Annotated in this window: 12 protein-coding genes; all 12 read right to left on the bottom strand. The window is 60.6% G+C overall.

Annotation, left to right across the window (positions count from 1 at the left end; translation table 11 throughout):
• Positions 1-91: 91 nt before the first annotated feature.
• On the bottom strand, positions 92-1,072 hold the full coding sequence (locus tag QFZ88_RS27290; RefSeq protein WP_065997153.1) for a Gfo/Idh/MocA family protein: 981 nt from the start codon (positions 1,070-1,072) through the stop codon (positions 92-94).
• Positions 1,073-1,323: 251 nt separating this feature from the next.
• The gene (locus tag QFZ88_RS27285) at positions 1,324-2,208 is read right to left on the bottom strand and encodes an alpha/beta fold hydrolase (protein WP_065997155.1); all 885 of its coding nucleotides are present in this window, start codon (positions 2,206-2,208) and stop codon (positions 1,324-1,326) included.
• A 26-nt stretch (positions 2,209-2,234) separates the two neighbouring features.
• On the bottom strand, positions 2,235-2,528 hold the full coding sequence (locus QFZ88_RS27280; RefSeq protein ID WP_065997157.1) for a putative quinol monooxygenase: 294 nt from the start codon (positions 2,526-2,528) through the stop codon (positions 2,235-2,237).
• Positions 2,529-2,694: 166 nt separating this feature from the next.
• Positions 2,695-3,468 carry an SDR family NAD(P)-dependent oxidoreductase gene (locus tag QFZ88_RS27275; RefSeq protein WP_065997414.1) on the bottom strand — a complete coding sequence of 258 codons (774 nt, stop codon included), beginning with the start codon at positions 3,466-3,468 and terminating at the stop codon, positions 2,695-2,697.
• A 70-nt stretch (positions 3,469-3,538) separates the two neighbouring features.
• Complete coding sequence (locus QFZ88_RS27270) at positions 3,539-4,660, bottom strand: acetoin dehydrogenase dihydrolipoyllysine-residue acetyltransferase subunit (RefSeq protein WP_179654248.1); 1,122 nt, start codon at positions 4,658-4,660, stop codon at positions 3,539-3,541.
• A gap of 7 nt (positions 4,661-4,667) precedes the next feature.
• The gene (locus QFZ88_RS27265) at positions 4,668-5,675 is read right to left on the bottom strand and encodes an alpha-ketoacid dehydrogenase subunit beta (RefSeq protein WP_065997161.1); all 1,008 of its coding nucleotides are present in this window, start codon (positions 5,673-5,675) and stop codon (positions 4,668-4,670) included.
• Between the two features lie 13 nt (positions 5,676-5,688).
• Positions 5,689-6,666: a thiamine pyrophosphate-dependent dehydrogenase E1 component subunit alpha gene (locus QFZ88_RS27260; protein ID WP_083237658.1), complete on the bottom strand. Its 978-nt coding sequence runs from the start codon at positions 6,664-6,666 to the stop codon at positions 5,689-5,691.
• 191 nt (positions 6,667-6,857) lie between these two features.
• Positions 6,858-7,841: a LacI family DNA-binding transcriptional regulator gene (locus QFZ88_RS27255; RefSeq protein ID WP_065997163.1), complete on the bottom strand. Its 984-nt coding sequence runs from the start codon at positions 7,839-7,841 to the stop codon at positions 6,858-6,860.
• Between the two features lie 90 nt (positions 7,842-7,931).
• Positions 7,932-8,819: a sugar phosphate isomerase/epimerase family protein gene (locus tag QFZ88_RS27250; RefSeq protein WP_065997165.1), complete on the bottom strand. Its 888-nt coding sequence runs from the start codon at positions 8,817-8,819 to the stop codon at positions 7,932-7,934.
• Between the two features lie 78 nt (positions 8,820-8,897).
• On the bottom strand, positions 8,898-10,052 hold the full coding sequence (locus QFZ88_RS27245) for a Gfo/Idh/MocA family protein (protein WP_065997167.1): 1,155 nt from the start codon (positions 10,050-10,052) through the stop codon (positions 8,898-8,900).
• A gap of 413 nt (positions 10,053-10,465) precedes the next feature.
• On the bottom strand, positions 10,466-11,428 hold the full coding sequence (locus QFZ88_RS27240; RefSeq protein WP_065997169.1) for a Gfo/Idh/MocA family protein: 963 nt from the start codon (positions 11,426-11,428) through the stop codon (positions 10,466-10,468).
• Between the two features lie 48 nt (positions 11,429-11,476).
• Positions 11,477-12,469: an inositol 2-dehydrogenase gene (iolG, locus tag QFZ88_RS27235; protein WP_065997171.1), complete on the bottom strand. Its 993-nt coding sequence runs from the start codon at positions 12,467-12,469 to the stop codon at positions 11,477-11,479.
• Positions 12,470-12,596 lie beyond the last annotated feature (127 nt).

Genomic DNA, 12,596 nt, shown 5'->3' with positions numbered 1-12,596 from the left:
CTTTCAACACGCGTCTGGGCCACTTTCATGCCGAAAGAGCGCACGAACGTCCGCTAGACCTCCCTTCCAGCCGGACTCTGAAAGTTACGGCTCAGTCATAGAAGCTGGGGCGCGTCATGAGGGAGAGCCTGACTCTCGATTGCATTTCCAAGGCCGCGACGACCTGCTCTGCAATTGAGGTCGTGACGTAGCCGTCCCAGGCGTTTGCCCCATCTGACGCCCGCCCGCCTGCGGCGGCCGCCACCCACGCTTTCATCTGGTTGGCATAGGCAGTGCGAAAGCGTGGCACCCAATTGTCGGGGAAGCCAAACTCATGTCTTCCGGAAGCGTTGGTCAGCGTCGTAATCGGTACTGCGGTTTCGATCGTGCCATCGCGCCCGACCAGTTGTGCATGAACATGATAGCCGTAGCGGCAGTTCATAAACACTTCAGTCGAAACAATCTCTCCTCGATCTGTTTCCATCGTGACCAGCAACGGATCGCCGCCAACGCCGCAGTGAGCCTGGGCTGAGATCATTTCGGCGCCCAGCAGCCAGCGGCTTATGTCGATCTCGTGGACGAAGGCATTGGTCACCGACATCGCGCCGGTAAACCACTCAGGGACGACAGCATTGCGGTGTACATTGTGAAGGATGACGGGATCTCCGATGCCTCCGCTTTCCCGAACGCGTCTCATGTCCACGTAGGGCGGATCAAAGCGCCGCATGTAGCCGACTTGAACGAGCTTGCGTCCCTTGGCGACCTCAGCTTCCACGACCTCGATCGCCTCGGCTGCCGTGACCGCAAGAGGCTTTTCGCAAAGCACCGGCTTGCCGGCCTCGATACAGGCCAGTGCGAGTTCCTTGTGCGTGGAATCTGGCGCAGCGATAACGACGGCGTCGACCTTGTCGGAAAAGATCAGCGCGTGCGGATCGCTAAACACTTGGCTTTGACCGCGGCCAGCAGCACGAGCGCGGCTTTCGTCCGCATCGCAGATGGCGGCAAGACGAGCGCCCGGCGTATCCTCACACAGGATGCGGGCATGCTCGGTTCCCATTATGCCGGCGCCTATAACCCCGACCGCCAGGTTCATCTGTGTATCCTTTCAGCGAACATCTCAAAGCCGCGCTAAGGCTAAGCGAGGAAAATGCTTTTTGAAAAAGGCACTTTGCGACAGGTCAATCCGGGCGGGTGTCGGATCGATCAGTGCAGCGCCCTCAGACAGCATCCGGCACTAATGCCGGGGCAAAGAGAGCGGCTGCGGTGATGATTATCCATCAACCGCAGCCGCCGCGATCCACCCGTCTTGGGAGGGTGAAGCTAATTGTGGCGTCGGCATGTAGATCAGCCGAAGAAGGCCATCAGTTCCCTCGCAAGCGCCTCAGGTTGTTCCTCAGCCAGATAATGGCCGCATGATTCTATGGCTGTTCCGCGGACATTGCTCGCAATCTTCTGCAGTTGCGCGACAAGGTCCGGCATCGACCCCTGGTCGGCACGCACGGCAAGGACCGGCATTTCCAGCTTTCCCCTCGCGCTTAGTTCGCGGTTTTGTTCCGCCGATAACGAGACGGCGCGGTAGTAGGAAAGCCCACCCTTCAGTCCGCTGCGGAGGAAGGTGCGCAAATATTCTTCGTGGTCGGCGCCAGAGAAGATCTGCGGGTTGGCCGCTTTGCGCTCCAGGAACCAGCGCAGATAGATGTGCTCACGACCTTCAATCAAAGCTTCCGGCAGGTCGGGCACGTTGTGGAAGGCAACGTGCCAGGTACGCCAGGCAACTTCCGCGGACCACGGCAGTGCATCAGGCAGACTGATGCCAGGTATGCCTGTGTCGAGAATAGCCAGACCTTTCACACTCGCTCCGTACAATGCGGCGTACGGGTACGCGACCCAGGCACCGATGTCGTGCGCGACCAGGAAATGGCTATCGACCCCGAGCTTCTCGAACAGTTTGCGAACCGTCTTCGCAATGCCTTCGGTGTCACAGCCTGCTCGCGGGCGGTCCGAATCTCCCTGTCCTGGAAGATCAGGCGCGATGATCCTGTAGCGCTCGCCGAGCACTGGCAGGATCTTGCGCCATGCGTACCAGCTCTGCGGGAAGCCGGCGAACAGGACCAGCACCTCGCCGTCGGGACGACCTCCGGTTACATGATGAATCCTGATGCCGTCGACGGTGGTGAACCCCCGCTGGAAGCCGGCAACTCCGCTGGCCGGCCATTCCCTAGCAACCATGTCAGCCTCCTACTCTGTTGCTTGCGTCAGTGAAGCCGCTTGTACTTGGTCAGCGTAACCGACTGGATCCATTGGCCAGCCTTGGCGCCGAATGCCTTCATGGCGTCGGTATTGTTGTGGACGTTGAGTGCGTCTTCATCTTCCCAGATCTCGTAGAAGAGAAACTGTCCGGGATTGTCGATCGATTCATGCAGGTCGTACTGAACGTAGCCTGGCTCCTTGGGGGCTGCTTCCACGAGCGTCATCAGACCCTGGCGCAACAGATCTTCGCTACCTTTGTTGGCATTGACCAAGGCAACGACTACGAGCTTTTCCTTCATCGATTTTCCTTTCGCATTCTGAACGCTTGGCGTTCGACCCGAGCGCGGAAACGACCGTGCTCGTTGGCGCCCATGTTATCGTTTACATCCATGGAAAACATGGTCGATTTTCTTGCAGAAGTCGACCTCTTTCCGTTCCCTGTTGACTAAAAAGCTTGGTTTCTTGTCAGAACGGGTCCCTGGCCGCGGTTAGCCAGCCGCCGTCCATCACGTAGGCGCTGCCGTGGACATAATCGGCGTCGTCGCTTCCCAGGAACGCGGCCAACCTGGCGATCTCTTCCGGCTTGCACCAGCGACGCGCTGGCACCTTGCTAATCGCAAGATCCATGTCCGGGGAGTTCGACGTCGTATGCTCTGGCATGGCCATGGGCGTGGCGGTCGCACCGGGACAGATGGCGTTGATCCTTATGCCACGCGCGCCGTATTCGAAGGTCATCTGGCGCGTCAATCCAATGACGCCATGCTTGGAAGCAGTGTAGGCCGAGCCACCGCCGGCGGCGCTGAAACCAGACGTGGAGGAGGTGTTGATGATGGCGCCTTTGCCCTGCTTCAGCATTTGCGGGATAACAGCGCGCGACATCAAGAACGGCCCGGTCAGGTTGACTGCCATGACGCGATTCCACTCTTCAAGGCTCACTTCATGGGCGGGCGCATGGCCGTCGAGCACGCCGGCATTGTTGCATAGCAGGTCAATTCGGCCCCAGCGTGCGATGATGGCGTCTACTGCAGTCTGTACGCTTCGCTCATCGCTTACGTCGACCTGATGCGGGAAAGCCGCCGGCGGGCCGTCCAGCCTCTTCACAGTTTCGATAGCGCGGTCAAGATTGATGTCCAGGGCCGCCACGTAAGCTCCCCTGGACAAGAATTCTCCGACCATGGCGCGGCCCATCCCGGACCCGGCACCCGTAATGACGACCACTTTGTTGTTATAGTTGTTCACGCCGTTTACCTTCCTCATTTCGGCTGACTTACTGCTAATTGGAACCTTTGAGATTCCTTTGTCGGCTTCCTCACGCCGCCTTTACGTTCTTCAGGATTTCGCTGTTGACGGTTGAAGCGGCTTCCATCTGGGGCATGTGACCGGCGCCTGGGATGACGGTGAGCTTTGCATTGGCTGGCAGGTCGGCGGCCTGAGGCAGCGGCACGATCTGGTCCTGGTCGCCCCAGATGAGCAGCACCGGGCATTTGAGGCTGGCGAGTTGGCCGGCGATCGACTGGCGCTGGCCATTGTCGTCGGCGATGATGTCGGCGATGGCCGTCAGCGCCTCGGGCACGCCCTCCAGGCGCTTGAAGCGCAGCGTGCCTTCGACCATGTCGCTGGTGATCTTGGAGGGATCGGCAAACAGGCGCTCCAGCACGCCCTGGAGCGGACGCCGGCGCTCGGCGCCGATGAAGTCGGTGAGGAAGTCGCGGCTCATCGTCTTGCCAAGGCCGATCGGCGCAATCAGTGTCAGCGATGCGACCCGGCCCGGCTGGTTGGCCGCGATGGCCGCCGCGACCGCGCCGCCGAAGGAGTGCGCCACCAGATGGATCCTGCCGGGCGCCACCGATTGCAGCGCCCCCTCGACGGCGGCCACGATCCTGGCCAGGAGGTCATCGCCGCCGGCGAGCGGCGAAGAGCCGCCATGGCCGGGAAGATCGAGTGCGATGGTCTGGTGCGTCTCGGAGACGGCCGCCTGGTTGAACAGCCAGGTCGACAGGTCGCCGCCGAAGCCATGCAGGAAGACGACCGCTTCCTCGCCCGCCAGTCCCGCCTCCAGCAGGTTGACGACGCCCTCGCCCACGGCAATGGCGCGCGGCGCCACAGCGCCCGCCTGGCCATCCCCGGCCGCGCCGAGGCGGTCGGCATAGGAGGCGATGAAGGCGTCGATCTCGTCTTGCGTGGCGCTCTCGTCGGCGATGACGCCGGCAAGCGCGCCGACCGGCGCGGTCGTTCCCTCCTTCAGCACGATCTGCCGCAGGATGCCGCTTGCCGCCGCCTCCACGACATTGGTGACCTTGGTGGTCTCGATCTCGAGCAGTTCCTGGCCATGGGCGACGCTGTCGCCTTCCTTGGCCATCCATTGGGTGATGGTGCCCTCGGTCATCGTCATGCCCCATTTGGGCACGGTCACGGCCTCGATCAGCGACATGGTCTTGTTACCTCCTGGCGATCGCAGTCGCCGCCTTCGCCACGGCCGCGGCCGTGGGGATGTAGGCGTCTTCAAGATTGGGGGCGTAAGGCACCGGCGAATGCGGCGCGGTGACCAGCTTGATCGGCGCCTTCAGCGCATCGAAGCACTTGTCGGCGAGCAGCGCCGAGATGTCGGTGGCCACGCTGCAGCGCGGGTTGGCCTCGTCGACGATGACGACGCGTCCGATCTTGTCGGTGAAGTCCATGAGCGTGTCCTCATCGAGCGGCGAGGTGGTGCGCGGATCGATCACGCAGGCCGAGATGCCCTCGCCGGCGAGCTGGCGGGCGGCCTCCTCGGCAACCGAGACCATGCGGCCGATAGCGATGATCAGCACGTCCTTGCCGTCGCGCGCCACGCGCGCCTCCGCGAAGGGAATGGTATAGGCGCCGTCCGGCACCTCCCCCATCGTGTCGTAGAGCATCTTGTGCTCCAGGAAGATGACCGGATCGTCATCGCGGATCGCCTGCAGCAGGAGCCCCTTGGCGTCGTAGGGGGTGGATGGAATGACGACCTTGAGGCCGGGGATGTGGGTGAAGATGGAATGCAGCGCCTGGGTGTGCTGCGAGCCCGACCGGCTGCCGGCGCCATAGGTGGCGCGAATGACCAGCGGGGTCTTGGCGCGGCCGCCGAACATGTAGCGGAACTTGGCCGCCTGGTTCATGATCTGGTCGAGGCACACGCCGGCAAAGTCGACGAACATGATCTCGGCGATCGGCCGCAGCCCGGTGAGCGCGGCACCCGCGGCAGCGCCGATGAAGGCCGCCTCGCTGATGGGGGTATCGCGGATGCGCTCGGGGCCAAAGGCGCCAAGCAGTCCCTTGGTCACCCCGAAGGCGCCGCCCCAGGCATCCTTGACGCCGTTGGCGCCGGCGCCGCCGGTCAGGTCCTCGCCCATCATGATGACGCGCGGGTCGCGCGCCATCTCGAAATGCAGCGCCTCGTTGAGCGCCTGCCGGAAAGATTTTTGTGCCATTGTCCGTCAGCCCTCACAGATACTTCACATAGACGTCGCTGGTCAGCGCCGACAGCGGCGGAAACGGCGCTGCCCTGGCCGCGCTGACGGCCTGGTCGATCGCCGCCTCGACCTCCGTGTCGACCGCGTCGAGCTCGGCTTCTTCCAGCAGCGACACTTCGTTCATCCGCCGGCGGAAGTTGACCAGGCAGTCGCGCTCCTGGCGCATGGCCTTCTTCTCTTCGGGCGTGCGGTAGGTGTCGGGATCGCCGCTGTAGTGGCCGTAGTAGCGCGGCACGTGCACATGCAGCATCGTCGGGCCGCCGCCGGCGCGCGCCCGCTCGATCGCCTCGCCCGCCGCGCCGTAGACGGCAAACACATCCGTCCCGTCCACCTCGATGCTGGGGATGTCGTAGCTTTCAGCGCGCCTGGTGAAGCTGCCGGCCGACACCAGCGCATTGGCCGTCGCCTCGCCAAAGCCGTTATCCTCGATGACGAAGACGATCGGCAGGTTCCAGATCTTGGCCAGGTTGAAGCTCTCCGACATCACCCCTTCGTTCATGGCGCCGTCGCCGGCAAAGGCCACCGCGACCTGCCTGGAGCCCAGCAGCTTCATGCTCAGCGCCGCCCCGCAGGTGATCGGCGCCCCGGCCGCGACGATGCCGTTCGCCCCAAGCATCCCCTTGCGCAGGTCCGCGATGTGCTGCGAGCCGCCCTTGCCGCCGCAGGTGCCGCTGGCGCGGCCGAACAGCTCCGCCATCATGCCGTCGATGTCGACGCCCTTGGCGATCGAGTGGCCATGGCCGCGATGGGTGGAGGAGATGTAGTCGCCGTCCTGCAGCTGAAAACAGACACCGACGGCGCTTGCCTCCTGGCCGGCATAGAGATGGGTGCTGCCCGGAATGTCGCCGGTCCCCATCTCGTCCATCACCCGTTCCTCGAACCGGCGGATCGTCCGCATCGTCCGATACACCTTCAGAAGTTCGTCATGCGATAATTGCAACGCCGACATTGGTTCCTCACCGATAGTTGTTCTGTAAACGATCTCAAGCCCTGGTCTTTCGCGACCGTCGATACTGATCGATGGCGTTGGCCAGCACGATGATGGCGCCCTTGGTAAAGCTTGTTTTCATTTACGCTCTCCTCCCGCCTATTCATGGCTATCCATGGTCAGGGGTGCCTCCCTGCTGCTATTTATTCTATCTATGCCGAGTGACGTATCTTCAATTCGAATGGCAAGATCGTGCTTTGCTGCCGCCCATTTCCACTCGGGCCGTCTATCAGCGCCGCAACCGCAGGCCCGAAATCAAAAGCAGGGACTTTGACGGTCGTCAGCCAGGGAGCGAGCCATTCGTTCAGTCGATTGTCGTCAAACCCGAAGATGACAAGGTCTTCGGGAACCCGGACGTTCAGTTCCGCGGCGGCTCGATAGACGCCGTAGGCAATCATGTCATTGCCGCAGAAGACCGAGTAGCGGCGGCTTCGGTCAGCGAGAAAGTTCAAAGCCTGGTGGTAGCCGGCTTCCATCTTGTAGGAACTCTCGAACTGAAGAACGCTCGGTCTTCCGAGCCCTTCAAGGAAACCGTCCAGACGCTCAATGCTACCCGAGAACGGCCGCGGGCCGTGGATTGCAACATAGTTCTTGTAGCCTTGCCGGGAGAAATACCGCCCGACCGCAACGCCTGCGGCGAAATTATCTATTCCAACATATGGCGCCGTAATATCCTTGGCCGGGCGACGATTGACAAAGATCAGGTTGTTGTGGCGCAGAGCCATCTCGCGAAGTCGCGGCGTATCGATTGCGCCTTGAAGGATGACAGCGCGCGCGCGCAATCCCTCCGCATCGGCGAGCAGACGATCTTGCTGGTCCGCATTCTCGGAGGCATTGGCGAGCACCATCGAGAGCCCGATGCCGTTGAGCGATTGCTCGACGGACGCCGCTACGTCGGCAGTAAACGGATTGGTCGCATCCGGCACCAGCATCATCACGACATTGCTGCGCGCCAGGCGCAAGGAACGCCCGATCTCGGAAGGCGTGTAGCCAAGGGCCTGGGCCGCAGTGCGCACGCTCGCCACTGTTTCGGGCGCGATAACGCTCTCCTTGCCGGAGAAGAAGCGCGACACCGTGGCCGTCGACACGCCTGACAGGCGCGCCACGTCGCGGATGGTAGCGGGCTTCTTGGTCATCTCTACGCACTCGACCTCATGGCAATCCCAAACTGCTCTACACGGCCGATCGGGCAGCAAAGTCACTGCGGCAGGCAGCTCATCCAGGGACTAGACATGGGCTGACGATACGCTGTCGCCGCTCGGGCTGGGCGACCTGTTGGCGGCATCAACAAGCGGCTTCAGATACTCCAGGGACACACGTGCAACCCAGTCGGGCTCGATCCCGCGCTGGTGGAAGCCGCACTCCATCGACAGGTAGCCGTCGAAGCCGGTCTCGTGCAAAGCCTGGATAAGCGCTGGAAAGTCACCGCGCCCCCTGCCCGGCGGAAGGCGATTGTTGTCAGAGGCATGGATGTGGACCAGATCCTTGCCCATGGCATAAACATAGTCGCTCATCACTTCCTTTTCGGTGATGACATGATGGCTATCGAACATGAGACGTACGTTCGACTCGCCGACGTCTTTCATCATGTCGATCGTGTTGTCGCATGTGTTGACGATATTGCTGTCTTCGGGCGTGGGTTCAATTACGATTTCGACCCCAAGGTCGCTCGAGAACCTCGCTATCTCGCGAATTGCGGCCGCGGCCCAGTCCCATGCCTGTCTGTAGGTCGTGCCGAAGATATACCACCCCGGAAGACAGATCAGTCGCTTGCCGCCCCAATCGGCCGTGAGCTGGGCCATCTCCTTATAGTGCTCGATTGCCCAGCGACGTTCCTCCGGTATCGGCGAGGCTACGTTGTTGCCTGGACCGCCGCCATGGGCCGGCAGCATTGCGGCCAGGGCCATGTCGTAATCCTTGAGCATCTGCGCGATATCCTTCCGGCGCTGCTTGCTTAGCGTCGGGGGAAACACGTGCGGGCTGGCCGCGCCGATCTCGATCGCGTCATAGCCGATCTTCTTGACGCGCTTTATGGTCTCTTCAAGCGTGTAGGCTGGCAGCCAGGTGGGATTGCTCGCATAGGGCCACGTGTGCATGGCAAGCTTGATCGTCATTTGATGTCCTTCATCTCCGAGCCGCTCGCGCATTTCCGCGCAGGCGGAGGCTTCGCTGAACCTTGAATGCTGGGCCGCCTACCGCGGCACCTTTTCCCAGGCACCGCTTTCACCCGAGGCGAGGATTGCCTCTGCTATGCGCTCGATTTGCACGCCATCTTCGAAGTTCGGCGCGGCTGGCTTCTTTTCCGCGATGGCCTTGAGGAAGTTGTACCACTCGATCGACTTGATATCGATGTAACCCTGGCCCATGCCGGCGACCGGCCAAAGCAGATCGCCATAAGGCTGGTTGGGCCCGGAATAGATAGTGCGGAAACCAAAGGCATCCTTGGGGTCATCGGCAAACGCAACCCGCAGCTCATTGAGACGCTGGTAGTCGAACGCGATCGTGCCGCGCGTACCTACGATTTCAAAGCCGAGCTGGTTATGGTGGCCATAGGCATTGCGGGTGACTTCGATGGTGCCGAAGACGCCGTTGGTGAACTTGATCATTGTCAGCGCATGATCATCAACATCCACCTTGCCCATTTCCTTGGAAGCCTCGCCCCGCTGGCCGAAGAAATGACCGGCCGGCAGGGGGCGCTCCGGCACAAAGGTCTTCACGATCGAGTTGACCTCGTCAACCTCGCCGACGAGCAGGCGCGCTGCATCGATGACATGGGTACCAATGTCGCCAAGCGTACCTGAACCGGCCTTTGCCTTGTTGAAGCGCCAGGATAGAGGCGCCATGGGATCCGCACCCCAGTCCTGAAGATAGTAGCCGCGGAAGGTCAGCAACTTGCCGATGCGGCCCTCCTCGATCAGTCGCTTGGCCATCTGGAGCGCAGGAGTGTGCCGATAGTTGTAGGACACCATCGTTACAACGCCGGTCTTCTTGGCAGCCGCCAACATTTCTTCTGCCTCGGCCACACTCATCGCCATCGGCTTCTCGCACATGACGTGCTTGCCAGCTTTGGCTGCCGCGATGGCGATCGCGGCATGTGTGTCATTCGGCGTGCAGATATCCACGATGTCGATGTCTGGACGCTCTACGACCTCGCGCCAGTTGGTGCTGTACTCGGAAAATCCGTAATTCTTGGCGGCGTCCTTGGCGAGCTTTTCCTCGACGTCCACGATCACCCGGCGCTCGATCTCCACTGGCGCCCCAAAGAGCATCGGCACCACCGCGGTGGCGATCGAATGTGCCTTTCCCATGAAACCTGTGCCGATCAACGCAACGTTTAGCTTTTCCACGCAAGTCCCCTGTCTGTCCTGGCGCGATCGCCTGCAGCGATCCATTTTTGAACCACGCGTCCACCACGGCAATCAGGCGCCGATCGAGGACGTGTAAACGTATACATCACACGCCATCAGCTATGTCAACGATTACATTTGCTGCACTGCGATGACGCGCCTGTTGGTTCGGATACCGGTGAAAGCTGCCGAAATCGGGCACACGATGCTCGACACTGGACAGCCGAAATGACCCGTCAGACCGCAGCCACGGGCGTTCTGAGAGGCGGACGCGTCAGAAAGGAACGAGACCGCTCATGTGCCTTGGGCCAAGCGTTCAGCGGCGTCGCCGCGCGGCCGAGCGCTAGGTGGGCGCCGTAGGTGTCATGCTCGTCTTTGTTGAGCACGCAAAACTATCCGTACGCGCCTGCGCATCATTGATAGTTGATCTCGATCCGTCTCTTTTCGACAAGGGACTGGCGGGCGGCGTCCAATACGACCGCGGCGTCGTAGGCGTCGGCGAGCGTCGACAACGGCTGCCGGCGTTTTCCCAAACATTCATTCAGGAAATATCTCTGGACGTGAAGGAAACTATCCCAGTAGGTGGCATCGTCCCAAAATGGCAGCGCGGGCTCACCGAATTTCGTGACATCCCAAGGGATAACACCACTTCCTTCCATGCCGATGATCTTGAAATAACATGACCATGGCTCGCGGCTTCGGTCGTCCGCAGAGAAACTGCCCCACAGATTTGCTATTTTGCCGTCCGAATACTCGGCCGTGATCATAAGCTGGTCATGCGCGGCTGGATCAGGAAAATGAACGTTCGTGCCGGTTGCGTAGACGTGGGCGGGGCGACCGAGGAAGTAAAGCATGCAATAAGCATGATGAATCATAAGCTCGCGCATCGTCAAGTCTGGCGCGCCGATGGAGGCATCATGCCGCTTGTTGTAGATTGCCCAGAAATTGACGATTTTGCCGAGACGACCGCTCTCTATATGGCCATGCAAACGGCGCATTGTCTCAGCATAAATATAGTTGTGCGAAGGCATGCAAACGCGAGAATTGGCGTCGGCAATCGCGGCAAGTTCACGGATCTGCGAAGCCTTTTCGCAAATTGGCTTCTCCAGCAGGACATGCTTGCCTGCCTCCAAAGCTTGCTTTGCATATTCTAAGTGGGATGCGGTGCTCGTTGTCACAAGCACGGCATCGACATGCGTGTCCTCCAATAGATCAGCCACGCTTGCGTATGCCATACCACCGAACTGGCTGCAAAACTCCTCGCCTCTCGAAGATGAGCGGTTCCAACCGCCGGCGAACAATTCGGGGTCGATCTGTTTCATTGCCTGAACGTGAAGCTCGGCCACACGTCCGAGCCCGATGATTCCCATCTTCATTTAGGGGTCCTTTGATTTGTGCCCGTGGCTGAAGGAGTCCCCGCTGAGCTACGCTGGAATTTCGACCGGGCGCGCTTCCGCCCGAGACTTGGTTGCGGCGTCGGCGATCAATTGTGCCCTCAAACCATCCTGGGCGTCGGGCTTGGGTTTTTGCCCTGCCAGAACCGCCTCGACGAAATGCTGCAGTTCAGCAAGGTATGCCGCGCCAAATCGCTCGAGGAAAAAGGCCTCGGCCTTCGCAACCGTGAAGCCTCTGCTCGTTGCGCTCTCGACGGAGTTTTCCAACACATTGGCAGCGCGCAGCATGCCTTTGGAGCCATGGACTTCAAGCCGCTTGTCATAGCCATAGGTCGTTCGGCGGGAGTTGCTGATCTGGCAAATTCGTCCCGACGCAGTCGTCAGAATGACTGCGGCGGTGTCGACATCGCCCACTTCGGCGATTGCTGGATCAATCAAGGTTGATCCGACAGCAAAGACCCTTGTCGGTTCCTCTCCGAGCACAAAACGCGCCATGTCGAGGTCATGGATCATCATGTCGCGAAACAGCCCCCCCGAGCCTTTGAGATAAGAAACCGGTGGAGGACCCGGGTCACGCGAAACGATGGAAACCGTTTCGACATCACCGATTTCGCCATCAGCTATCCGGCGTTGGATGGCGCCAAAATGCGGGTCGAAGCGCTGATTGAAAGCCGTCATGAAAGGAACGCCGGCATCCTCTACGGTCTTGATGCAAACACGCACTTTGTCAGATGAAAGATCTATCGGCTTTTCGCAGAAGATTGCCTTGCGGCCATTCGCGGCAAGGTCGATCATCTCATAGTGAGTATTGGTCGACGTCGCTATAATGACGGCGTCGATGTCAGTTGCAGAAACGATGTCCGACACGTCGCGCGTTTGGACGCCGAAACGATCCCCGCATGCGCGCGCCGCTTCAATTGAAACATCCGCGACAGCGACAAGTCGGGCGTTGGTTATGCGTTGAATGGAGTTGGCATGGACCTGCCCGATCCTTCCGCAGCCCAGAATTCCAAACCGGACCATCAATCCTCCCACACGCCCTGAGCGCCAAGTCTTCGCCTATTCATTATTGCCAATGGCTTGGTTGCCGCAGGGAGCTTCCTTGCCTAAGCTTCCGACGTGGACGCAGTGTTAACGTTTACTTCCTTGA

The organism is Mesorhizobium sp. YL-MeA3-2017 (assembly GCF_030814575.1).
Classification (GTDB): Bacteria; Pseudomonadota; Alphaproteobacteria; order Rhizobiales; family Rhizobiaceae; genus Mesorhizobium; species Mesorhizobium terrae.
Note: the sequence above shows the minus strand (reverse complement) of the source record. Positions and strands in the feature narration are given on the sequence as shown.

Coding starts and splice junctions, on each gene's coding strand:
- QFZ88_RS27290 (WP_065997153.1), bottom strand. CDS start 1,072: ATGAACCTGGCGGTCGGGGTTATAGGCGCCGGCATAATGGGAACCGAG.
- QFZ88_RS27285 (WP_065997155.1), bottom strand. CDS start 2,208: ATGGTTGCTAGGGAATGGCCGGCCAGCGGAGTTGCCGGCTTCCAGCGG.
- QFZ88_RS27280 (WP_065997157.1), bottom strand. CDS start 2,528: ATGAAGGAAAAGCTCGTAGTCGTTGCCTTGGTCAATGCCAACAAAGGT.
- QFZ88_RS27270 (WP_179654248.1), bottom strand. CDS start 4,660: ATGTCGCTGATCGAGGCCGTGACCGTGCCCAAATGGGGCATGACGATG.
- QFZ88_RS27265 (WP_065997161.1), bottom strand. CDS start 5,675: ATGGCACAAAAATCTTTCCGGCAGGCGCTCAACGAGGCGCTGCATTTC.
- QFZ88_RS27260 (WP_083237658.1), bottom strand. CDS start 6,666: ATGTCGGCGTTGCAATTATCGCATGACGAACTTCTGAAGGTGTATCGG.
- QFZ88_RS27255 (WP_065997163.1), bottom strand. CDS start 7,841: ATGACCAAGAAGCCCGCTACCATCCGCGACGTGGCGCGCCTGTCAGGC.
- QFZ88_RS27250 (WP_065997165.1), bottom strand. CDS start 8,819: ATGACGATCAAGCTTGCCATGCACACGTGGCCCTATGCGAGCAATCCC.
- QFZ88_RS27240 (WP_065997169.1), bottom strand. CDS start 11,428: ATGAAGATGGGAATCATCGGGCTCGGACGTGTGGCCGAGCTTCACGTT.
- iolG (WP_065997171.1), bottom strand. CDS start 12,469: ATGGTCCGGTTTGGAATTCTGGGCTGCGGAAGGATCGGGCAGGTCCAT.